Genomic DNA, 22,567 nt, shown 5'->3' with positions numbered 1-22,567 from the left:
AATTATTTTTATGTTCTTTACTAACCGATATGTAAAACATAATTAAATATTGCCAAAAAGCATGTTCCTAATAATAATTTGTCATAAATTTTCTTAATCTCCGGTCGTGAAACATTCTTCTGTAAATAATCCAACGAAACCTCTATTACTTTATACTGTTCCATATAATGTTTCTCAAAACCACTAAGGCTCATACTCTGTCCCACAGCTGCACGGCGATAGTAATAAATTGGTTTATCAAAAAATGATATCGAATCAGCCTGATTACATGCTTTCAAAACAAATTCTGTATCTGTGTAAAAGCAATGTTCTGTTACTTTTACTCCTCCTTTTTGAAGTAATTTTGTTTTTATTGAAAGACTGTGCATAAATGGAGCAAATTCAGGAATATCTTTTATCAGATATTTTTTCAATAAGTCACAACCAGGATTACAATCTTCTGTTGTAATAATTTTTCCCGTCTCACTATCATATGTAATATAATGGAGAAATAACTAAATCACTAGGCTCACTTTTTAAATATTGGATAAATTTATTTAAAGCTTCTGGCTCATAATAATCATCACCATCTAATTGTTTAAAATACACTCCTCTTGCTTCTTTGATACCACTATTTACAGTAGAACCCCATCCCCCGTTTTTCTTCTTTATTAATCGAAAAGTATCCGGATACAATTCTTGATATTCTTGTGCAATAGCTGTCGTATGATCACCCGAACCATCATCTACAATCATAATATCCAATTCATCCAATACTGTAGATTTTAAAAAAGGATCTAAACATTCTTTTAACGTAGATTCAACATTATAAGCTGCAATTGATATCGATAATACTTTCATTTACGACCTCCACTTTTTTTCAAATACCACAACGTATACCCAATCCCATGATCTCTGACGCACTGGATACCTCCCAGAATTTTTCTGCTCCACTTCCGCTTTTCTTCTTTTTCCTGAATCGAAGCAAGCGTCATATCTCTAAGAAGTCTTTCATAATACGGTGTGCGTCTGGCATACTGCCAAAATACACTTCCAAAATCCATCTCTGGATGCTTCCATGGTTTTTCTGAGCCTGCATAATGAATGATTTTCGGATGTTTTCTGGCTTCCAGATACATTTCATTTAACCATGCCGGCGCTTTTGTTATAATCTGCTCTTTTCGTATTCCGGCATAATCGACCATCATGTTCCAGGACATATCTATATAGCGGACTCTGCCCTCGCAGAGTTTGTTCAAGATATCCTGATCCAAGAGCTGAAATTTCCTGGATGCTGCATATTGAAGCTTTTTCTCTACCGTATAGGTTGCCCGAAACGTTTCCAGGTTTATTAGCAACGTTCCGGCCTGAAAATACTGATAAGGATGTTTTAATTGCAGCACCTGATCCATGTATGCTTTTTTATTTGGCTCATAACCGTTATAGAGCCCGGCTGTATCTGCATCGTAACACGCTCCCAGCAGATAGCCGTCAATTGATTCGTTATACAATTTTGCAACATCGTCCAGTACAACCATGTCCGAATCAAGATACAAAATTTTTTTATAATCTGGCAGCAACTCCGGAAGAACCAGTCTGAAATAGGTTTCTATACTAAAATGCCCTCTGATATAAAAAGAACATCCCTGTATATACGGCGTCGGATTGAGATAGCGGATTTTAAAATTACTTTTATCCCCTATTATGAGTGAAAGAATTTTTTTACTTTTTTCCGATATATCTTGTGTCAGTACAAGGATGTCATAATTATTTTTCTGCTCCGCCTGTTCGCAAATACTTTGCAGGAGGACTGCCATATATGGAACAAATTTTTCGTTGCAGGCAGCTGCGATTGCAATATTATTTTTCTCGAACGCTGGAGATACATTTCCCTGCAAGGCAGGCTCTGTATGAAACAGGATAACTGTTTGTAAACTTTTTTATTTTTATTTGTCGGGTTCTCTTAAGATGCAGATAGTAAAGCGTCAAAAGGCGTTCTCCCAGATGCCTGGTGTTCTTCGGCCTTCTATGGAATAATCGTGCAGATTGGAGCGTTTTTCAAATTCTGACAAGATATCAAACAGCCACTCCATATATTCATGAAATAACTCCTTTTTCATGATATACATATTGCAAAAACAAGTATATTTTCCGTTCAGATATTCTTTCAGATCTTGTACATATTCCGGATGTTTTTCCTGTACAATCGAAACGATGCAGTCCAGGTCTTCTATATGAAGAGAATCCCCGTATTGATACTGTTCATAGACATTCGTCGCCTTTCCAGGCATGGATGCTACGTTTTTCTCTTCTGATATGATCAAATCATAGGAAGTAACCACTTTCTCTATCTGTTTATCCGAGAGCCCATATTTTTCTTTTATTGCATCAGAGAATGTATCTTCCCGCACATTTCCCCAACGATCTTCCCGATATTTTTGTTCTGAAAAACTTAAGTATCTGCGATAATGAAAAAATCCGTAATAGTCTGCCTCCAGATTTTTCCAGGCCCAGTACTGCGCTGTCAATTCACAATACATTGGATTTTTCGCAGATATCTGATCCCCTGTATCATCTGAAAGCATTTGTTCAAATCGTCTTGCTGATCCAGCTGCCCCCACCTGGATTGGAATCAAAATTTTACTGTCCAGCAGGGCCGTATCTTTATGACACGCTATGAGAATTTTTATATTACTCATTGAATTTTTCTCTATTCCTCTTATCTTTATGCCAAACTGTCCATGTATTGTTTCGCTATCTCATCCACATTTCCTGCGCCTTTCACTATGCCTTTTTGAAGCCACAGCGCATGATCACAAATCTTTTGAACCGATTCAATCGAATGTGAAACATAAAGCAGCGTTGTTCCTGCTGCCCGCATCTCATTCATCCGTTTCTCGCACTTTTTCTGAAATGCATAATCTCCAACCGAAAGGACTTCATCACAAATCAAAATATCCGGCTTCACAATCGTAGCGATTGCAAATCCAAGTCTCGCCGCCATACCGGAAGAATAGTTCTTAATCGGCATATCCAGAAAATCCCGCAGTTCTGCAAACTCAACAATTTCATCGAAATGCTGTTCCATAAATTTCTTATCATGACCCAATACAGCACCGTTCAGAAATATATTCTCTCTGGCTGTCAGATCCCCATCAAATCCAGCTCCCAGCTCAATCAGCGGTGCGATGCTTCCGTTGACAGTGATTTTCCCTTTATACGGTTTCAGAATCCCGCAAATTGCTTTTAAAAGGTCGATTTTCCAGAACCATTGACTCCAATGATTCCCCAGGCTTCTCCTTTTTTTACTTCAAACGAAACATCGTTCAGCGCCAGAAACTCTTTAAACATCAGCTCATGCTTTACAAGTTTGATAAAATATTCCTTCAAATTATCGATTTTTTCCGACGCCATATTAAAGCGAATTACTACATGTTCCGCTTTTACAGCACAGTTATTCATATCCATATAGGTTTCTCCTATTTCAAGCAGTTAAATATACAGTATAAAACGATCCTGATTTTTCATAAAACACAGGGTTCCGACAATCAAAACGCCCAAGGCAACCAGACTCCCCTGCAGTATCATCCCCCATTCCGGCAGCTGCTGCATCAATACAACCGTTCTAAACTGGGTGATATACGAATAAAGAGGATTAAATGTCATAATCCCCCACCGTATTCCTTCCGGAAGCTGATTGATCGGATAAAAAATAGGTGTCAGATACATCCATCCCGTCATAAAAGCTGCATATATATACTGAACATCTCTGAAAAACACGGTTGCCTGCGACAAAAACAAACCAATTCCTGTACTAAATACATATACCTGTAAAATAATGACCGGAATAAAAAGCATATACCAATTTAAAGGAACTCTGCATACAAGCAGGACAATCAGCATAGCTCCCAATGAAAACAGCATATTCACACAGGAACTCGTGACTTTAGAAAGTGTAAAAATATATTTAGGCACATATGTCTTTTTCAGCAGTGATGCATTGCCTGTGATAGACCACATTGCCTGATTGGTTGATTCTGATACGAAATTAAATACAGTCTGACCAATAATCAGATAAACCGGATAATCCTGAATATCAAAGCGGAACATATTGGAAAAAACAATTACCATAATCATCATGATCATTAAGGGATTTAAAATACTCCACAAATACCCCAAAAAACTTCTTCGATATTTCAGTTTGACATCTCGTTCAACTAATTGCTGCAAAAGATTTCTATAGCTATATAATCCATTTAATCTTTGTCCCAATCGACCCATTTTTAAAAGCTCCTATTCATCTTACTAAGCGCCCACACCGCCGCCCGATACAGCCCATACCGGCTTACCCGCAGTAGCTTCACCGCCTTATTTCGGTTCGCATGGTAAACTTCTGGATAGTCCCGAAGTAATTCATCTTCAAACTGCATCAATGCATGCTTTACTTCCTTGCCAGCCGGAAGGCTCAGAAGTATCTTCACTCTCCCAGCTGCCACCCTGGCGATTCCATTTTCAAGATACTGTAGCTTTTCCTGACTGCATGGAAGCTTCTTTCCGTCTTTTCCGGTAAGTGTTCCGCCCTGATACAGACGATAAAATGACAGCAGGGATTCCATCACCCTGTCATAATTTTCCTTATTCCTGATCATCTTCTCCGGGCTGACACTCTGTCCTTCCCGGCCGATCCGGTACTGATAGACAAAGTCCGGGATAAAGGATACTGTCTTGACCCACGGAATCGGGTACAGGATGTATTCGGCATCAACGTAATAGCAGTGTTCATCGATCGAAAGCGGCATCTGCCGCAGGATCTCTGTTTTCCATGTAATTCCATGCATTTTCATATAAATCTGATCCGCGATTCCATCGAATTCATAGGAAATCCCATATTTCACCCCTGGAAATTGTTCTGGAATTTCTGCTTTTTTCGGGAAAGAACTTTCCTCTCCGCTTCCGTTGTCAAACCGCCAGTAGAAACCGCTGACCAGCACATCATCCTGACATTTTTTCAGCGCAGCAATCAGATGATCCAATGCCTCCGGATCCACCCAGTCATCGGCATCGACTACTTTCATATACCGCCCCAATGCATTCTGGATGCCGCAGTTGATCCCAGATCCATGACCGCCATTTTCTTTATGAATGACACGAACAACGGTCGGATAGCGCTCCGCATATTGATCAGCAATCGCACCGGTTTGATCCCTTGATCCATCGTCTATAATCAATATTTCCAGGTATTCGGACCAATCCATACCTGGTTGAAAATCAGACATTCTTGCTGATACGGTTTGAATGTTTGATTCCGTTTCATTTCCTGTCCAGCTCTGATTTTTCTTTTTCAAATCCTGGTCTTTGCATCCTGCGCACAGTGAATCCAGGGTATATGTGATATATTTTTCCGCGTTATACGCCGGGATGACGACTGTCAGAAGCTTTTCCATTGTCTGCGACTCCTTCCGTACTCTCTTTGAGCATCATGATCTTCGGTGTCATCAGGATGAGCTTCAGGTCGAGAAGCAGAGAGTAATTTCGTATGTAAGTCAAATCCAGTTTCAATTTGTCATAGGACGTTGTATTGTATTTTCCATAGACCTGTGCATATCCGGTCAGTCCGGCTTTCATCTTTAAGCGGTAGCAGAATTCCGGAATTTCTTTCTCGATCTCCGCCGCCAGCTCCGGGCGTTCCGGACGCGGTCCTACGATCGACATCTCACCTTTCCAGATATTGAAAAGCTGCGGCAGCTCGTCCAGGCGGGTTCTCCGAAGGAAATGTCCCACCGGCAGGATCCGGTCATCGTGTTCCGCTGCCAGTCTCGCCCCGGTTTTTGCCTCCGCGTTCTGGATCATCGTCCGAAATTTGCAGATCTGAAATTCTTTTCCGCCCTCTGTGAGACGGGTCTGCTTGTAAAAGACCGGACCGCGGTCGGTCAGGTAGATCGACAGCGCCACCAGAAGAAAGAATGGGGATAATACCACGATTCCGATGCTGGAACAAATGAAATCCATCGCCCGCTTGATAAATCGCTGAAGATCGGAAATTCCATCATTTCTCGATAACAGGAGCGGACTGTCAAATATATCCAGCTCCTGCGAAGTCCGAATCAGAATGTCTGACAGCTTCGGCACAGTATAGGTACGGATATCCTGCTCAAAACATTTCTTTAAAAGCGCATTTCGATCCTTCGCCGGAATATCTCCGATGATCAGAGCGTCGTATTTTTTTGCTTCTTCCAGAATCGCTTTCATGCCAACCCGGATATGAATGGCTGTTTCCAGATAGTATTTATCTTCTCTGGAATGAATCTTTTCCATCAGATGAAAGGCCGGACGGTCTCCGCATACCAAAAGCATCCTTCTTGGCGGAAACAGAATCCTGTATATCTGCTGAAACAGGAACGTCCAGATCAGTGCAATCAAAAGCTGGACAACCGTCATCCCAAGCAGTATCCGGGGATCATGAAATTTTTTATCTAACAGAGAAATCTGAATATACGTAATCAGATTTAAAAGTCCGATCGAAAGGATCTGAGAACAGAGCAGATTTCCTTTTTTCAGGTATCCGATCCGGAATCCCCCGTAAGTCAGCAGGAAAAATAGTAATAGTCCCGCATACAGGGCGATCATCAGCCAGTTTCCTCTTCTCCAGAACGGAAATTCGATCATTTTGTTGAAATATCCGTTCCAGACATATCCATAAGCGCCAACTTCTGCCCCCATCAGGAGCAGCGCACCTATCAGACGGAACAGTCGTTTGAATGGTTCATATTGTCTCAAAATAGTTCCTCTTCTTTTTGTTTTTATTCAGGCCGAACTCCACAGAACCCAACGTGTAATTCTATTCCAGGTAATCTGCCTGTTTCTTTTTATAGGAACACTAAGCATCCTCAGAAAGCGTTCCTCTCAATTTTTTCTGATAGAGTATTCCACGCACGGATGCCGGAATCAGACTTGCGGTAACGCGGATCACGCAGTTTCGCAGATACTCTCTTCTATTTAAAAATCCACTTTTAAAAAACGTTTTCTGCAGATTCAGAGCGGCCCTGGCATAGGACAGACCGCCGCGGCGTTTGATCATCCCATTGTCCGTTCTCGCATACACCAGAATATCCGGAAGATTTTCTGCTTTATATCCTGCCTGCAAAAGACGGACCCACAATTCATAGTCCTCCGCCCCCGGAACCGGATGATAGTTTCCCACCGCCAGCACAGCTGAACGCCGCATCATGACGGCCATATGGTTCATCGGATTGCGCTTTCTGGCAAACGTTAAAATTTCTTTATATTGGCAGGGAAGTGACCGAATTCCAGTGATTCTGCCCGGCGGAAACAATTTTCCATTCATCCCACTTCCAATTTCACCTCTATCTGGCGCATTTAGGTTATCTACATTTTCCTGTTCTGGCACTTCTGCTGCGGCAAATTCTGCAATTTTTCCGCTCAAAATCCGAGTTTTCCCTGTTCTGCTTTCTTTCCCAGCGATTTGCCCACTGCTTCTTCTGCATATCGTCTCAGCTGCTTTTCACAGCGATCCAGACAGGCAATATCATCACTGTCCATGCGGGCGATCCATTCATTTCGGCACGCTTCTACACCTGCTGCCAGCGCCCGTGCGATTCCGCCGCATACGGGAAGGCGAAGCACCTGCAGAACTCCCGGCCATTCCCGATCAATCGTCTGGATCGTTTCATCCAGCACTGGTGTCAACGGTCCATCGCATACCAGGACAAATTCATCTGGAGGAATCGTCTGATTCATCATGCTGGCTGCCGCCTGATAGAAATACGCTGGATTTTCTTTGTGATATACCGGCATCAGAACCGAATATTTCATACACTCATACTCATTATTCTGCTGCCAGCTTTGTTCCATCGTTCTCCGCTCCATGTAATCTTGTTATCTTTTTTGATGGGTTCTTTCCAGAGACCGATACCCGGCTAAAATCGTTTTCCTGGAAATCTCCTGAAAGATTTTTAGGGTTCAGGGGTCCTTTCTTTTGGAAAACTGCCTCCGGATCATCTTCCATCCGGATTGCCAGCTCTACCTGTCGTGCTTCGTTCAGCAGTTCTGCCTGAATCGTCACGATTCGTTTCCGCAGCCGCTTCCGGATGATCTTTGGCAGCATCTCACCAAGCACTCCTTCCGCCCATTCGATCTCCCCCGCGTCATTTGCCCGCACCAGAAACCGCCGGACGGTGTGAGAAGAATCCTCCCGAAGAAGTTCTTTCAGAAATTTCTCTTCCTCTTTTTTTAGGGGGACTGCCGTTCCATATGGATGTGCTTCCGAACCAGCATTCAGAAATCGCACCAGCCCCGCCAGACATTTCACTCCGTCTTCCAAAACAGGCTCATCCGCCGTGTCCACAAACACATAGCCCGGAAACATGACTTCCGTATCTACATAGTAGACACCGCCCATCCGCCAGGTCCGTTCTTTGGACAGCACAAAACAAGGCTTTTCAGCCTTATCCCGATAAAAATGATTCAGTTTTTCCGCCGCTTCTGCCTCGCGTCCCACAGGTGTCTGCACCACGTACCACATACAGGCGTTCTCCCTTTCATGTTTGCGATTTTCGCAGAATATCTAGTTCTGCGAAAATCTTCAATCATTATACGATACTTTCAAGGTTAATTCAATAGAAGTTTCTCCCAAGAATCTCTTATGAAATTATTAAGTCGTCATTTCTGAACAAAATTTTCTGAAATTCTCATATAATATTCCCCTTTGCTTTTGAAATTTTTGTCAATACAGCATCTGGGTTCTGCATATAAAACCGTTTATTTTCGCAGAACTAGATATTCTGCGAAATTTTTTATTCTGATTTTTCTAGCTACAAGCTATTATGTTGCATTTATGATATAAAATTTATCTTTTGATTGGTAGACTTTTTAGACAATTTTATTGAACGATAGTACTCCACACCTTTGCTTCCTCCCAGAAGCGCCATATGGAATGTTTCGTATAGACAGCAAAAAGCATTCCAAATGAGTTTTTCCTCATCAAGAATGCTTTTTGCATTCAGGGCTGATTGAAATGCCGAATTGTCCGGGTTGACAAATATTCCCATATTCACCTATCCCTTCTGAAATCACATAAGTTCAATTTAATTTTATCATTTAGGAAATCAAATAGCAGGCACGTGAAAAAGGAGCGGGCAAAAAAACAGCGGCCACACAGTTTTTCTCCCCTGTATAGCCGCTGACCTTATCTGCATAGAAAAGTCACAGATTCTTCTGCTTCTTCCCATACCATTTTTATTTATTTCATAACAATATTCACAATCCGTCCCGGAACGTAAATTTCTTTTACGATATTTCCAGTCAGCTTGTCCTTGATAGCCTCTTTACCAGCGGCGATGGCATCTTCTTTGGAGATGTCTGCCGGTACGGTGATGGTCGCACGGACTCTGCCGTTGATCTGAACGGCTACCTCTTTCTCGTCATCCTTCATCTTCTCTGCGTCGCACTCCGGCCAGGAAGCATGGAAGACGCTGTCGGTGCCGCCGAGCTCCTGCCACAGCTCTTCACCCAGATGCGGTGCGAACGGTGCCAGCAGGATAGTGAAGGTCTTGAGGGTTTCTTTGTCGATGCCGCCCTCTTTCTTCGCCAGATCGATGAGCTTGTTGTTGTACTCCATGAAACCGGAGATAACGGTATTCAGGCTGAACTGCTCGAAACGCTGCTCAATGTCGAATACCAGTTTGTGGCGCAGTTTAACCATTTCCTTGGTCTCTTTGATGTCTTTGTCCTTGCTGGTCATAACCAGGTTGTAGAAACGGTTCAGGAAACGGGATACGCCCTCGATACCGCGGTCATCCCACTCTGCATCCAGTTCCGGCGGTCCTACGAAAAGCTCATAGAGACGCAGAGAATCGCAGCCGTAGTCGCGTACCAGATCATCCGGGGATACGACATTTCCTTTCGACTTACTCATCTTGATACCATTCTTACCAGTGATCATACCCTGGTTGAACAGCTTCTTGAACGGCTCGTCGAAGTCAATAACACCGATATCGCACAGGAACTTGGTGTAGAAACGGGAATACAGCAGATGCAGTACTGCATGTTCAACACCGCCGATGTACATATCAACCGGCAGATATTTGTCTGCTTTCTCACGGGATACCAGTTCTTTATCGTTCTTGTTATCTACATAGCGCAGGAAGTACCAGGAAGATCCAGCCCACTGCGGCATGGTGTTTGTCTCACGTTTTGCCGGAGCGCCGCAGCACGGGCAGGTGGTGTTGACCCACTCGTCGATGGCTGCCAGCGGGGATTCGCCGGTACCAGTCGGCTGATAGCTTTCTACCTCCGGAAGTTTTAACGGAAGCTGATCCTCCGGAACCGGTACGTTGCCGCACTTCGGGCAGTGTACGATCGGGATCGGCTCGCCCCAGTAACGCTGACGGGAGAATACCCAGTCACGCAGCTTATAATTGACTCTCTTGTGACCGATACCTCTCTTCTCAATCATTTCCGGCGCTTCTTTTTTCAGTACGGAAGATTCCATACCATTCCACTCGCCAGATTGATCATCGTGCCGGACGCCTCGGTATACGCCTCGGTCATGTTCTCGATCTCTTTACCATCCTTTGCGATAACCTGAATGATCGGGATATTAAATTTCTTTGCAAACTCGAAGTCACGGTCATCGTGTGCCGGTACGCACATGATAGCGCCGGTACCGTAGTCAGCTAATACATAATCAGACAGCCAGATCGGAACCTTCGCACCGTTGATTGGGTTGATTGCATAAGTTCCGGTAAATACGCCGGTCTTTTCCTTATCCTGCAGACGGTCTACGTTGGAACGCATGGATGAATCGAAAATGTATTTCTCTACTGCCTCGCGGGTCTCATCGGTTGCCAGGCTCTTTGCCATCGCGTGCTCCGGAGCCAGTACCATGAAAGTTGCACCGTACAGGGTGTCCGGGCGGGTGGTGTAAACGGTGATCTTCTCATCGCGTCCCTCTACGCCGAAATCAACCTCTGCACCGTAAGATTTACCGATCCAGTCAGTCTGCATCTTTTTAACCTTCTCCGGCCAGTCCAGTTTGTCCAGATCATTTAAGAGGCGGTCTGCGTACGCGGTAATCTTGAGCATCCACTGGCGCAGGTTTTTCTTGGTAACCGGGGTACCGCAGCGCTCACAGCAGCCGTTGACAACTTCCTCGTTTGCCAGACCTGTCTTACAGGACGGGCACCAGTTGATCGGGAATTCTTTCTCGTATGCCAGGCCTTTTTTGAACATCTGGACGAAGATCCACTGGGTCCATTTGTAGAATGCCGGATCTGTGGTATTTACTTCCATATCCCAGTCATAGATGGCTGCGATCTCGTTGATCTGACGTTTAATATTTTTAATGTTGGACTCGGTCGAGATAGCCGGGTGTACGCCCATCTTGATCGCGTAGTTCTCTGCCGGCAGACCAAATGCGTCCCAGCCCATCGGATGGATCACGTATTTGCCGCGCAGCAGCTGATAACGGCTCCATACATCTGAAATAACGTAGCCTCTCCAGTGACCAACGTGCAGACCACTTCCGGACGGATATGGGAACATATCCAGGCAGTAATATTTTTCTTTCTTTCCATCGTTTACATTGATGGGATGTTTTTCCCAATTCTCGCGCCATTTTTTCTCAATGGCGGTATGATTGTACTGTGACATCTTTGTTCCTCCTGTTTTCTGCTTAACCCACGCTGATTTTTTGCTATTTCCTGTCAAAATCCGGCTCCAGTCTCTAAAATGATGATTCATTATTGCAATCGACTGGTCCGTTGGCAGTTGCATAACATCCAACCCTTGCGGACATTCTTTCAATCCGGTAACGTCAAAAACGCCCTGCGTCTCTACATTACCTGTATAGAGACGCAGGGCGAAAATTCCAACTGCGCGGTACCACTCTATTTCACACGGAATCCGTGTGCTCCTCATCGTCCTGTAACGGCGGATGACCGGCTCTGTCTACTCGGGTATTCAAAAACACTTCTTTCAACAGGCTGCTCCCGGACCAGTTCGGCGGCTTCCTTCCGCTGCCTCACACCATCCGGCAGCTCTCTGTAGAAATTTCGCGGCTTACTACTTCCGTTCATTGCATTTGTGCTATCTGGTAGAATAGCATAAATGGGAAGAAATGTCAAGTAACGTGACCTTCTCAAACTTGCACGTGACAGATTCGACGTTCTTTCAATACATGACATTTTCGACAATCTTTCAATCACCGTCAAACCTACACCTGAATCCGCTCTGCCACTTCATCGCCCAGTGCCAGCCGCACCTTTCCATTTCCGATAATCAGGCCATCCAGCACACGGCCGAGAACCCGGATCCGGCTTCCTTCTTTGATTCCATAGCGCTCCAAAAAGTTCATCACATCCGCATTTCCAAACATCCACTTGATTTCACAGGACTCTCCCGCCTGCACCTTTGCCAACGACTGCATACAACGACCTCCTGACTGATATTCCGCTTTCTGTAACTGTTCAGTACCTTCACAGTCACGCGCAAAAATCCATTAAAAATTGCCTACGGCAATGGGATTTTTGTCTGCTGGTCCATGTTTTCGTACAGTCAGCGCAGTAAATGCGCAGACCTACTGAACAGTTACCGCTTTCTTTACTATTATTATATACAGTCAGACTATTGTTAGTCAATGGTAATAATTGTTAGTTAATTCTAACAGTATTTAGCCGTTACCGTGAACCATCTCCACACTTCTCCGTCCATCTCCCGGCGGATTCTGCCGCGCAGGCGAAGGTAGTCCAGATGCGCCATGCACTCTCCCACCGCAAACCACTTCTGGGACGGTGGAAATTCTTCCCAGCTGGCGGCACGGATCTTCCAGCGCATCTTTCCAGCCGTCTCATATGCCGTCATACCCGGATGTTCGGCAAGCAGCGCCTCCGTCTCCGCCAGACGCCGCTCATGGTGTGCCAGCAGCGCCTCGATGCGCGCTGCATAATCGCCCGTCTTCCGGTGTCCCGGCAAGGCAAGGCGGACCGGATATTTTCTGGCGAGGCGCAGGCTGTCGAGATAATCACCTAATGAATCCTCCGATTCCAGCCAGGAAGTAATATTCGGCGATATATCAAACAGGATATGATCGCCCGTGAACATGATGCCCTGTTTCTTTGCCCAGAACATCGCATTACCCGGCGTATGCCCCGGCACGGAGATCATTTCCAGCGTGTAATCTCCTACCGTGTATTTCCAGCCTGCCTCAATCGGAACAAAACGATCATCAATCTGATCCAGCTTATAGCGGACTGCCGGATTGAGCGCCTGCGTTTTCTTCATTTCATCCTCCGGAAATCCCCCGGCACGGAATTGCTCCGCCAGCCGAAGCGGACGCTCTGGTGTAAAACCGTCCTTTAAGATTGCCAGATCGGTTCCGCTGATATAGATGTGGCTGTCCGTCCCTGCCGCCTCCCTGGCAAGTCCTGTGTGATCCGAGTGCAGGTGTGTCAGAAGAATATCCAGCCGCTCCGGACTGCTGCCAAGTGCCCGAAGCCCGGCAAACAGCGCCTCCCGGCATTCCTCGCGCCGAAATCCGGTGTCAATCAGAAGATCACGCTCGTTTTCTTTTCCCTTGATCAGGTAACTGTTGAGTTCCCGCAAAGGATTCTGCGGCAATTCCACACCGATCCGCCAGATTCCCTCTGCCACCTGTTCTACAAGGGCTTCCCTCTTCTCTATGTTCTTTGTGATTTCTTCTCTTTTATTTTCTTTAAGCATATTTTTCCTTATTGAACCTATTGAATCTTCTCAGCCTTCTGCTTTCTCTTCTCTATGATCCATCGTCCGGAACAGATGTGCACAAATCAAAATCGCCACCACAATCGACAGATAATCAGCCGCCGGCTGTGCATAGATAACTCCATCCAGGCCAAACATCGCATTCAGCACGAAAATCAGCGGAATAAAAATCAGTCCCTGGCGGCAGATCGTAAGAATCAGCGACGGAAGCGCTTTTCCCATTCCCTGGATCGTATTGATGCAGAGGAATAAGATACCAAGGAGTGGCGCAGAAAGCTGCAGGGCAACCACCATCTGAATACCATACTGGACAACTTCCGCATCATTAATAAACATCTGAATCATTGTCTTTCTTGCGACAATCATAATCAATGTCAGAATCGTTCCCATAATAACTGATACAATTCCTGTAAATTTGAATACCGACATCAGGCGTTTCTTGTTGCGCGCTCCATAATTATAACCGATCAGCGGCTGGATTCCCACGCAGAGACCAATCTGCAGCAGGACAACAAGCATATTGGATTTCATCGCAACACCCATCGCCGCTACCGGTGTGTCACCGTAGCCGACCAGCGCCTGGTTCAGGATAATATTGGCAAAGCTCATCAGGATATTATTTAAGGAAGCCGGAATACCGATCCCTGCCACGCCGGAAGCGATTCCATCTCCCATCTTAAAATCACGGAAATGAATCGACAGTGTCGATTTGCCCCGCAGATAATAAGCAATATAGTAAAGACAGGCTGCAATATTGCCGATAATCGTCGCAAGCGCTGCACCGGTCACTCCCCAGCCAAGCGTCAGGATCATGATCGGATCCAAAATAATATTTACTACAGTACCTAACAGGTTTCCGACCATCGATTCCCTCGATGCGCCTTCTCCCCGCAGAATATTCGCAAATGCAGTTGAAAACATAATAAACGGCGCGCGATTGCAATAATCATCAGGTACTGTCTCGCAAAACCGATCGTATTTACACTGGCACCGATGAGATGCAGAATGGTTTCCATTCCAAGTACAGACAGGATAGCCACTATCACGCCCAGCCCCAGGGATCCATAGCAGCAGAATGAACTGATATGACATGCCCGGTCTTTATGGCGTTCTCCCAGTGCTCTCGATATCGCTGAGCTGCCGCCGATACCGAACAGATGGCCTAATGCCATAAAAATCATAAAGACCGGCGTTGCCAGCGAAACTGCCGCCACCTGCAGCGGATCCTTCGTCTGACCGATGAAAAATGTATCCGCCATGTTATAGATAACAACCACCAGCATGGAAATCATAGTCGGAACCGCCATGGTTGCGACCGCCTTCGGTACGGGTGTTTTTTCAAATAAATCCGTATTTGTTTTCATTTGTCGTAACTCCTCTCTTTCTATATTTGTTGTATTCTTTACAGTCACATTCTCGCGCCGAGCGCGGTCGCTTGCGACATGTTTCTGCTTCGCGCAAGTGCACATCATTGGCACGTTAGTGCCTTTTTGTATAATAGGGGATTCCAAGAAATTTCCTATTACATAAAAATACAGGCACTTCTGCCTGCTGTGTAAAAGACCAACTCTTATTTATAAACACTTAATTTTATCATAAACACCTATTTTGTCAACTATTTCCGTATTAAACCTATCTTAAAACCCAGCTTAAAAATTGTCTTTTGGAATTGTCTTTGGAAGTTGCAAAAAAGCGCTTTCTGGGATATGATGGAAACTAGAAAATTATGAATTTCATACCGATGGAGGATTTTTACTATGTCTAACAATTACGCAGGCAAATTTGTAAGTGCTGAGACCGCCGTCAAGGCCGTTCAAGCCGGGCGACTGGGTGGATTATGGCTTTGGCGCTGGATTTCCGGAGCTTCTCGACCGTGCGCTGGCAGCGCGCAGGGATGAGCTGACCGATGTCAAGATCCGCGGTGGTTTAGTCATCCGCCCGCGCATCGAGGTTGTCGAAAGCGACCCGGATCAGAAAGCATTCAGCTACTACAGCTGGCACATCGGCGATTATGAGCGCAAGCTGCAGACCCGTGGGCTCTGCAAGTTTATGCCGATGATGCTGCGTTCCCTGCCGGAAATGTACCGCCACCACATTCGCGTGGATGTTGCCTTTGTACCGGTTTCCAGACCGGATGCGGATGGCTGCTGCGGGCTGGGTATTTCCAACTATGCATGGCGCACCATCTTTGAGAATGCGCGTACCGTCATCTTCGAGATCAATGAGCGCCTCCCGCGCTTACAGGGCGTCGATGGTTCCCACCGTGTCCACCTCTCAGAGGCAGATTTCATCGTCGAGGGCGAGCATGAGCCGCTTCCGATCCGCACCTACCGCGATCCGAGCGCCATTGATATTGAGATTGCCAAACGTGTCGTTGAGGAGATCCCGGACGGCGCTGTCCTTTCCCTGGGCGTCGGCGGCGTTCCGTTTACCGTTGCCAATATGCTGGCACAGTCCGACAAAACCGACCTCGGCTGCCACACCGGCACCATCAGCGATGCTTTTTTAGCCCTCTATAAGGCTGGCAAGCTGACCAACAAGAAGAAGGAAATTGACAACGGTTATTCTACCTGGAACCTTGCCATGGCTCTCAGGAATTATATGACTGGCTGGATAATGAGCCGCAGCTCTTCCATCCGGCTGACGTCGATTACGTCCACTCCCCGTACCGCATCGGTGAGATGAAAAATGTCATCAGTATCAACGGTGGTGTCGAGCTGGATCTGATGGGACAGGAAAATGCCGAGTCTGCCGGCACCCGACAGCTCTCCGGTATCGGCGGACAGATGGATTTCCTGGAGGGCGCATTCCGCTCCGAGGGAGGCAAGGGCTTTATCTGCCTTGCTTCCACCCACAAGAAAAAAGATGGCTCCTTAAAATCCAACATCGTACCGTTCATTCCGGGCGGCAGCACCGTATCTGCACCGCGTACCATGATTCAGTACGTGGCGACCGAGTACGGTATCGCAAAACTGACCGGGCTTACCTTAAAAGAACGAGCGGATGCCATGATCGCCATCGCACACCCGGATTTCCGTGATGAGCTGCGCCGGTATGCGGAGGAGAATTTTAAATAAAAATTGGAAAGATACATCGGAACCGAAACATCAACATTCCATGTTATCTTTGATTATTTGAAAACCAGAATTTTCAACATAGAAAAGCCGTAACCTTATACTTTCGCTCATGAGTTTAATCCCATGGGCGAGTATATCTGATTACGGCTTTTTATTTTTTATGCCTCTTTCTTCGCCCCTATAACAACCATAACCACCATAAACCGGCAGACCAAAATAATCATAGACGCAAAGAGCTGCCACAGCGCGATATGCAGAATCAGGCTGACTGCGTACCCACACAGTGCTGCTCCCATTACCATAGCATATCCACAGCACAGTTCGGAGTGATAGGAATGTCTGGGCGAACCTGCGGTGTAGCTTTCCATCAGTCCATAGAGCACCACATATTCCAGCATACACGGAATCAGCGACCAGATGGTTCCGTCCGGCCGCCTCCAGAACATGGACAGGAAGCTAGAAAAAGCAGTCACCAGCACAAGCGCCGCCCCTGCTGCCCGGTACACTCTCATCTCTTTTACATCCATCTGGAAAAATCCAGCCTGCCGCTCTTTCTGGAGAATCCCGACATATAAAATCAGGAACCCGATGCAGGGCGGCAGCAGCATCACATGGAACAGATTAATATGAATCGAAGCAAGAATCAGACCGGCTAAAATCTTATGATCTCCCGTTTTCACTTAAATGCCTCCTCTTTCAGCAGATATTTCCACACATCAATAAAGCGAAGCTCCCTTCTCTTCCTGTATTCATTTTCAAATGAAAGAACCTGCTCCCCGCCATCTTTGCCGATATATGAAAGCACTGCAACTCCTGAATGAAATACCTGCGGCGACTGGTCTTCCTCTTTGCCAATCCAATGGCTCTGGAACGTCAGCACATCACCCGTTTTTACTGTCAGCCGTTTCGGCTCTTCCCCTTCTTTTTGGGCTGGGATAGGCTCTCCATTTAAGGTCATCGAAAAATTTTCCATCTCCCCGGCTGACGCAATGCAGCCTTTTACTTCGATGGTTCCATCTTTCTGAACGGTGTAAACCTGTGTGGCCGTTCCATCTGAATTGGCGCTGGAACTTGGATTTTCCAGGGCGCTCCCGCCCTCCGGATTTGCAATCAGTACCAGATTACCAATTTTTACGTCCGCTGTGTTTCCATCTGAATAGAGCACCTGCGCCCGCGTCAGGATTCTCCACTGACTGATCCCGTTATGCTGCGGATCTTCAATCGAAAGCGTAGCATCCAGGCGATGAAGCGCATACTGTCCCGCTGACTGGACTGTCTCCCGCATTTCCTGCATTTGAAGTTCAGGCAACTCTGAAAAACGAATTTCTCTCACACAGATCTCATCCGTCACATCCGTCAGATAGGCAAAATTTACCTGTGTATACCATACATCCGAAGTTTCATCTGTCTCATCCACACTTTCTTCCCCGAGCGCATATAAGGACACTGTATTCTCCAATTCCATATTCGCATTCAGGTCTTTCACACCTTCGTCTAAAACTCCAACTTTCACATCGGAATCGGTACTTTCTTCTTCAAGCGCCTCACTTGACACAGATGAAACGATTCCATCCTCCGAAGTTTCTACTCCGTCCAGCCCACAGCCCAGATAAGCCGACTGGCTGTAGTGCAGAAACAGCGGTTCTTTCAGCCGGAACGTATACTGGGCGATCAGACCCGCCAGCAGACAAATAAGCGCCAGCACCAGCCAGATACGCACGATCATCCGCTCCGGGTGTTTCCGAACTGTTTTTGCCTGTTCTTTTACTTCCATGAGTTCCCCGCTTTTCTCATTTTTCTCTATCATAAAAAGGCCACCCACCTGTCTGTATAAGTTGTTCTCTTTGCAACATTATACCTTTTTACAGGTGGGTAGTCTTTTCTATTTTCTTACAATTTATAGCCTTCTTTTTGAAAATTGCAAAAGAACGCAATTCGTAGCAATTTGGCATCCGCATTCACTGCCTTAACTTCTCGCCTGTCCCATCGATAACATTCGCAGCGCTTTGTTCAATTCAAGCACAGCCTATAACCATATCGATCCGAAAGACCTTCCAGAAAGAGAAAGCCGCCGCTGACAGCCTTGATGAATCGGTATCGATCCACTCAGCCGCCTGCGGCGGTTTTCTGCTTATTTATATAAGAATATCATATTTTTGACCGAAACGGTAAGCACTTCATCTGCCATTATTCAGCTTCTGCCGCTCTCGCCTCCACTTCTCTCTTCTGTACATCGCCCGGAGCCTGCTCATAGCGGCTGAACTCATAGGAGAATTCGCCGATACCGCCGGTCATGGAACGAAGATCGGTGTTATAACCAAACAGCTCGGACATCGGGATATCTGCCTCGATGATCTGTTTGCCGTGATGGTTGGAGTTCATACCGAGAACACGACCTCTTCTGCGGTTCAGATCGCCCATAACGTCGCCGGTGAATTTATCCGGAACGGTTACTTTCAGAGATGCGATCGGCTCAAGGAGAACTGGATTCGCTTCCATGAACGCTTTCTTGAATGCCAGCGTCGCTGCCATCTTGAATGCCATCTCGGAGGAGTCAACCGGATGATAGGAACCATCTAACAGGGTTGCTTTCACACCAACAACCGGATATCCAGCCAACGGACCCTTCTGTACGCATTCCTGAATACCTTTCTCAACTGCCGGGAAGTAGTTCTTTGGAACGGCACCGCCAAATACCTTCTCTTCAAATACATATGGTGTCTCCAGATCGCCGGACGGCTCGAAGGACATCTTAACATCGCCGTACTGTCCATGTCCACCAGACTGTTTCTTATATTTGCCCTGTGCCTCTACTTTCTTGCGAAGTGTCTCGCGGAATGCAAATTTCGGTTTGCTGAGCACAATGTCTACTTTATATCTTGCCTGCAGCTTGCTGACAACGACTTCGAGCTGCTGCTCGCCGATGCCGTAAAGTAAGGTCTGACGGTTCTCGGTATCGCTGACGCTTCTGAGTGTCAGATCTTCGTCCATCATCTTCGCCAGTGCACTGGAGATCTTGTCCTCATCGCCTTTGGTCTTAGCTGCGTATGCCATGTAGGTATACGGGGTAGAAATCTTCGGTTTGTGGTATACAATCGGAGCCGTGCGGACTGCGATGGTATCGCCGGTCTGAGTAACGTTTAATTTGGCAACCGCGCCGATATCGCCCGCCTTTAATTCCGGAACCTCGATGACATCCTTGCCGCGGAGAACATATACTTTCTGAACTTTCTCTTCAGCATCTTTGTTTACATTGTAGATAACGGTATCTGGTTTTAAGGTACCGGTACAAATCTTCATCAGGGAGTATTTGCCGATGAACGGGTCAACCACAGTCTTGAAAACACGTGCCGACAGGGATACATCGTCATTATATTTAGCGGTAAAGCGCTCTGCGGTCGATACATCGACACCGACACACTCGAACTTGTCCGGTGACGGGAAGTATTTATCGATCGCCTGCAGCAAATATGCGAAGCCCTGTGCATTGATGCCGGAACCCATCATAACCGGAACGATGTTGCCCTCACTTACGTGCTCGCGCAGCGCCTGTGCGATCTCTTCCTGTGTAAATTCTTCACCGGAGAAATAGCGCTCCATATATTCTTCACTCGTCTCTGCCACTGCCTCGATCAGCGCATCACGGATGATGCCGAGGTTCTTCTTGGTGTACTCCGGAATCTCGCATTTCTCATATTCGCTTAAATGGGTGAAACGGCGGCCTTCCATCTTTACCGCATTGACAAAGCCGACAAATTTTTCATTTTCACGGATCGGCACCTGGAACGGCGCGATCTTACGGCCAAACTGTTTCTCCAGTTTTAAGATCAGCTCACGGAAGCTTGCCTGATCGTCATCCATGTTGGTAACGAAGAACAGGCGCGGCAGGTTGTACTCTTCACAGAGTTCCCATGCCTTCTCGGTTCCGACTTCGATGCCAGCCTTGCAGTTTACAACGATGATTGCTGCATCTGCTACACTGATAGCTTCCTCTACTTCTCCCACAAAATCAAAATAGCCAGGGGTATCTAACAGGTTAATCTTGATCGGTCCATCTTCTCCCTGATACTCCAACGGAATCAGCGTGGTGGAGATAGAGAACTGTCTCTTGATTTCTTCTTTATCATAATCGCTGATGGTGGTTCCTTCCGGAACTTTTCCCATTCTCTTGGTAGTACCTGTTACCAGTGCCAGCGCCTCTGCTACCGTTGTCTTGCCGGCACCGCCGTGCCCCAGTAACACTACATTGCGGATTTGTTTTGTCCCATACACGTTCATAGTTAAGTCCTCCCGTCTATTTATTTTGATGTTTTTTTCTTGTATTTTAACCTCTGTTCATATTGTACAAGAAAATAGAGAAAATTTCAAGCAAAACAACACCTTTATACAAAATTTATTCGTTTTATTTTGAAAAGCATTGAAAATGCGACAATTTCCCTGTTCAAAGGCGGTGAAATCAATCGCATTTTCGCAAATTTAGTAATAAACAGATGTAAAAAAATTTCTTTTTCACTTCAACGCGTAAAATCGTTGACAAGTGACTTGTTCTATTCTACAATAATTTCTAGTTTCATTTTTTACTATACTACCTATGAAAGAGAGCGTAATTGCTATGAATACACCGATTAATCATCTTACCGCCGGTTTCATCGGACTCGGTCTGATCGGCGGCTCTATCGCCAGAGGTTTGAAACGCAGCGCCCCGGATATTCAGATCATGGCTTATATGCGGACCCGCGAAAAATTGGAACAGGCACATGCAGACGGCATTGTTGACCTGATTCTGGACGGCGTGGACGAGCATTTAAGCGAGTGCGACATCATTTTCCTGTGCACACCGGTTGAATTTAATGAATCCTATCTGCGCCAGATCCGGCCGTTCTTAAAGGAAGGCGCGGTTGTGACTGACGTCGGAAGCACCAAGACCAGCATTCATGAGACCGTTGCCGCGCTTGGCATGGAAAGCTGCTTCGTCGGCGGACACCCGATGGCTGGCTCGGAAAAGACCGGCTACGAGAGTTCAACCGACCATTTGCTGGAAAATGCGTACTATATCATTACCCCGACGCCGCACACCCCGGCTTCCTACACCGACCGTATGGTGGAGGTGGCAAAGGCGATCGGTGCGCTGCCCCTGGTGCTGGATTACCATCGTCATGATTTCATTGTCGCGGCGATCAGCCATCTGCCGCACCTCATCGCCTCCAGCCTGGTCAACCTGGTACACGACTGCGACAGCGAGGATCAGATGATGAAACGGCTGGCTGCCGGAGGTTTCAAGGATATCACCCGTATTGCCTCCTCTTCTCCGGTCATGTGGGAACAGATCTGCATGACGAACACAGGCAATATCACTGAGGTGCTGGATCGCTACATTGATTCCCTGACGACATTGCGGGAAGAACTGTCCGACCACCAGTCTAGAGCCATCTACCAGCTGTTTGAGTCCTCCCGCGACTACCGGAATTCGTTTGCAGAAACTCCAAAAGGATCGATACAGCCGGAATACGCCTTCTCCGCCGACGTGGTGGACGAGCCAGGTGCTATCTCCATCATTTCCTCGATCCTCTCTGGTAAAGGAATCAGTATCAAAAATATCGGCATCAGCCACAACCGTGAGCATGGCGAGGGCGCGCTGCGGATCAGCTTCTACGACAAGGCTTCGATGGAAGCGGCGTGGGCGCGTTTGAAGAAATACAATTACACGCTGTTCGCGTAGACTGCAATGTATGTTTCAAACTTAACTTTCAACA

21 protein-coding genes, 2 pseudogenes and 1 other annotated feature are annotated in these 22,567 nt (G+C 46.3%); of the genes and pseudogenes, 3 read left to right on the top strand and 20 right to left on the bottom strand.

Annotation, left to right across the window (positions count from 1 at the left end; genetic code table 11):
* Window positions 1-20: 20 nt before the first annotated feature.
* The 17 genes and pseudogenes from DWX76_RS10675 to DWX76_RS14525 form a co-directional block, all read right to left on the bottom strand.
* Window positions 21-413: a hypothetical protein gene (locus DWX76_RS10675; protein ID WP_118570650.1), complete on the bottom strand. Its 393-nt coding sequence runs from the start codon at window positions 411-413 to the stop codon at window positions 21-23.
* A gap of 55 nt (window positions 414-468) precedes the next feature.
* The gene (locus DWX76_RS10670; protein WP_118570649.1) at window positions 469-840 is read right to left on the bottom strand and encodes a glycosyltransferase family 2 protein; all 372 of its coding nucleotides are present in this window, start codon (window positions 838-840) and stop codon (window positions 469-471) included.
* Entirely contained in the window at window positions 837-1,877 is a 1,041-nt protein-coding gene (locus DWX76_RS10665) for a glycosyltransferase family 8 protein (RefSeq protein ID WP_118570648.1), read from the bottom strand. The genes DWX76_RS10670 and DWX76_RS10665 overlap by 4 nt, the downstream gene beginning before the upstream one ends.
* Before the next feature lie 87 nt (window positions 1,878-1,964).
* Window positions 1,965-2,678, bottom strand: a complete 714-nt coding sequence (locus tag DWX76_RS10660) for a DUF4422 domain-containing protein (protein WP_118570647.1) — start codon at window positions 2,676-2,678, stop codon at window positions 1,965-1,967.
* Window positions 2,679-2,704: 26 nt separating this feature from the next.
* Window positions 2,705-3,441 (bottom strand): annotated as a pseudogene (locus DWX76_RS10655) (ABC transporter ATP-binding protein).
* A gap of 30 nt (window positions 3,442-3,471) precedes the next feature.
* Complete coding sequence (locus DWX76_RS10650) at window positions 3,472-4,260, bottom strand: ABC transporter permease (protein ID WP_107001635.1); 789 nt, start codon at window positions 4,258-4,260, stop codon at window positions 3,472-3,474.
* A 2-nt stretch (window positions 4,261-4,262) separates the two neighbouring features.
* Entirely contained in the window at window positions 4,263-5,234 is a 972-nt protein-coding gene (locus DWX76_RS10645; RefSeq protein WP_412694053.1) for a glycosyltransferase, read from the bottom strand.
* A 151-nt stretch (window positions 5,235-5,385) separates the two neighbouring features.
* Window positions 5,386-6,756 (bottom strand): exopolysaccharide biosynthesis polyprenyl glycosylphosphotransferase, encoded by a 1,371-nt coding sequence (locus DWX76_RS10640; protein ID WP_118467352.1) that lies wholly within the window; start codon window positions 6,754-6,756, stop codon window positions 5,386-5,388.
* Between the two features lie 100 nt (window positions 6,757-6,856).
* Entirely contained in the window at window positions 6,857-7,423 is a 567-nt protein-coding gene (locus DWX76_RS10635; RefSeq protein WP_118570645.1) for a hypothetical protein, read from the bottom strand.
* Entirely contained in the window at window positions 7,420-7,851 is a 432-nt protein-coding gene (locus DWX76_RS10630; protein WP_182429774.1) for a glycosyltransferase, read from the bottom strand. The genes DWX76_RS10635 and DWX76_RS10630 overlap by 4 nt, the downstream gene beginning before the upstream one ends.
* Window positions 7,826-8,521 (bottom strand): transcription termination/antitermination NusG family protein, encoded by a 696-nt coding sequence (locus tag DWX76_RS10625; RefSeq protein ID WP_118570643.1) that lies wholly within the window; start codon window positions 8,519-8,521, stop codon window positions 7,826-7,828. Before DWX76_RS10625 ends, DWX76_RS10630 begins: the two co-directional genes overlap by 26 nt.
* Before the next feature lie 310 nt (window positions 8,522-8,831).
* Window positions 8,832-9,053: a hypothetical protein gene (locus DWX76_RS10620; RefSeq protein WP_147353857.1), complete on the bottom strand. Its 222-nt coding sequence runs from the start codon at window positions 9,051-9,053 to the stop codon at window positions 8,832-8,834.
* 185 nt (window positions 9,054-9,238) lie between these two features.
* Window positions 9,239-11,649 (bottom strand): annotated as a pseudogene (leuS, locus tag DWX76_RS10615) (leucine--tRNA ligase).
* A gap of 195 nt (window positions 11,650-11,844) precedes the next feature.
* Window positions 11,845-12,083, bottom strand: a binding site (T-box leader).
* 128 nt (window positions 12,084-12,211) lie between these two features.
* Window positions 12,212-12,424 (bottom strand): FeoA family protein, encoded by a 213-nt coding sequence (locus DWX76_RS10610; RefSeq protein ID WP_022360163.1) that lies wholly within the window; start codon window positions 12,422-12,424, stop codon window positions 12,212-12,214.
* A gap of 233 nt (window positions 12,425-12,657) precedes the next feature.
* Window positions 12,658-13,716, bottom strand: a complete 1,059-nt coding sequence (locus DWX76_RS10605; protein ID WP_118570641.1) for an MBL fold metallo-hydrolase — start codon at window positions 13,714-13,716, stop codon at window positions 12,658-12,660.
* 30 nt (window positions 13,717-13,746) lie between these two features.
* Window positions 13,747-14,658, bottom strand: a complete 912-nt coding sequence (locus tag DWX76_RS10600) for an MATE family efflux transporter (protein ID WP_243022545.1) — start codon at window positions 14,656-14,658, stop codon at window positions 13,747-13,749.
* Entirely contained in the window at window positions 14,583-15,101 is a 519-nt protein-coding gene (locus DWX76_RS14525; RefSeq protein ID WP_243022544.1) for an MATE family efflux transporter, read from the bottom strand. Before DWX76_RS14525 ends, DWX76_RS10600 begins: the two co-directional genes overlap by 76 nt.
* A gap of 424 nt (window positions 15,102-15,525) precedes the next feature.
* Between DWX76_RS14525 and DWX76_RS10595 the strand changes: the two genes are divergently transcribed.
* Together DWX76_RS10595 and DWX76_RS14520 are read left to right on the top strand one after the other, a co-directional pair.
* Window positions 15,526-16,422, top strand: a complete 897-nt coding sequence (locus DWX76_RS10595; protein ID WP_243022543.1) for a hypothetical protein — start codon at window positions 15,526-15,528, stop codon at window positions 16,420-16,422.
* Complete coding sequence (locus DWX76_RS14520) at window positions 16,308-16,814, top strand: acetyl-CoA hydrolase/transferase C-terminal domain-containing protein (RefSeq protein ID WP_412693910.1); 507 nt, start codon at window positions 16,308-16,310, stop codon at window positions 16,812-16,814. Before DWX76_RS10595 ends, DWX76_RS14520 begins: the two co-directional genes overlap by 115 nt.
* 158 nt (window positions 16,815-16,972) lie before the next feature.
* On the opposite strand, the gene DWX76_RS10590 is transcribed toward DWX76_RS14520, so the two are convergent.
* The 3 genes from DWX76_RS10590 to DWX76_RS10580 form a co-directional block, all read right to left on the bottom strand.
* A complete protein-coding gene (locus DWX76_RS10590; RefSeq protein WP_118570640.1) occupies window positions 16,973-17,494 on the bottom strand; it encodes a hypothetical protein in 522 nt (173 codons plus the stop codon).
* Entirely contained in the window at window positions 17,491-18,621 is a 1,131-nt protein-coding gene (locus tag DWX76_RS10585) for a hypothetical protein (protein WP_118570639.1), read from the bottom strand. The genes DWX76_RS10590 and DWX76_RS10585 overlap by 4 nt, the downstream gene beginning before the upstream one ends.
* Before the next feature lie 380 nt (window positions 18,622-19,001).
* Window positions 19,002-21,092 carry an elongation factor G gene (locus DWX76_RS10580; protein ID WP_118570638.1) on the bottom strand — a complete coding sequence of 697 codons (2,091 nt, stop codon included), beginning with the start codon at window positions 21,090-21,092 and terminating at the stop codon, window positions 19,002-19,004.
* 334 nt (window positions 21,093-21,426) lie between these two features.
* Here DWX76_RS10580 and DWX76_RS10575 point away from each other — a divergent pair, with 334 nt between their 5' ends.
* Window positions 21,427-22,533, top strand: coding sequence for a prephenate dehydrogenase (locus tag DWX76_RS10575; protein WP_118492045.1), 1,107 nt, complete (start codon window positions 21,427-21,429; stop codon window positions 22,531-22,533).
* Window positions 22,534-22,567: the final 34 nt, after the last annotated feature.

The organism is Clostridium sp. AF21-20LB (assembly GCF_003478795.1).
Taxonomy (GTDB): Bacteria; Bacillota; Clostridia; order Lachnospirales; family Lachnospiraceae; genus Otoolea; species Otoolea fessa.
The sequence above is the reverse complement of the archived record's forward strand: the minus strand, read 5'-3'. Positions and strand labels throughout refer to the sequence as shown.

What these genes read in the sequence shown, in the direction of transcription:
- DWX76_RS10670 (WP_118570649.1), bottom strand. Translation starts at nt 840, where the DNA reads ATGAAAGTATTATCGATATCAATTGCAGCTTATAATGTTGAATCTACG.
- DWX76_RS10660 (WP_118570647.1), bottom strand. Translation starts at nt 2,678, where the DNA reads ATGAGTAATATAAAAATTCTCATAGCGTGTCATAAAGATACGGCCCTG.
- DWX76_RS10650 (WP_107001635.1), bottom strand. Translation starts at nt 4,260, where the DNA reads ATGGGTCGATTGGGACAAAGATTAAATGGATTATATAGCTATAGAAAT.
- DWX76_RS10645 (WP_412694053.1), bottom strand. Translation starts at nt 5,234, where the DNA reads ATGGATTGGTCCGAATACCTGGAAATATTGATTATAGACGATGGATCA.
- DWX76_RS10630 (WP_182429774.1), bottom strand. Translation starts at nt 7,851, where the DNA reads ATGGAACAAAGCTGGCAGCAGAATAATGAGTATGAGTGTATGAAATAT.
- DWX76_RS10625 (WP_118570643.1), bottom strand. Translation starts at nt 8,521, where the DNA reads ATGTGGTACGTGGTGCAGACACCTGTGGGACGCGAGGCAGAAGCGGCG.
- DWX76_RS10610 (WP_022360163.1), bottom strand. Translation starts at nt 12,424, where the DNA reads ATGCAGTCGTTGGCAAAGGTGCAGGCGGGAGAGTCCTGTGAAATCAAG.
- DWX76_RS10605 (WP_118570641.1), bottom strand. Translation starts at nt 13,716, where the DNA reads ATGCTTAAAGAAAATAAAAGAGAAGAAATCACAAAGAACATAGAGAAG.
- DWX76_RS10600 (WP_243022545.1), bottom strand. Translation starts at nt 14,658, where the DNA reads ATGTTTTCAACTGCATTTGCGAATATTCTGCGGGGAGAAGGCGCATCG.
- DWX76_RS14525 (WP_243022544.1), bottom strand. Translation starts at nt 15,101, where the DNA reads ATGAAAACAAATACGGATTTATTTGAAAAAACACCCGTACCGAAGGCG.
- DWX76_RS10585 (WP_118570639.1), bottom strand. Translation starts at nt 18,621, where the DNA reads ATGATAGAGAAAAATGAGAAAAGCGGGGAACTCATGGAAGTAAAAGAA.
- DWX76_RS10580 (WP_118570638.1), bottom strand. Translation starts at nt 21,092, where the DNA reads ATGAACGTGTATGGGACAAAACAAATCCGCAATGTAGTGTTACTGGGG.
- DWX76_RS10575 (WP_118492045.1), top strand. Translation starts at nt 21,427, where the DNA reads ATGAATACACCGATTAATCATCTTACCGCCGGTTTCATCGGACTCGGT.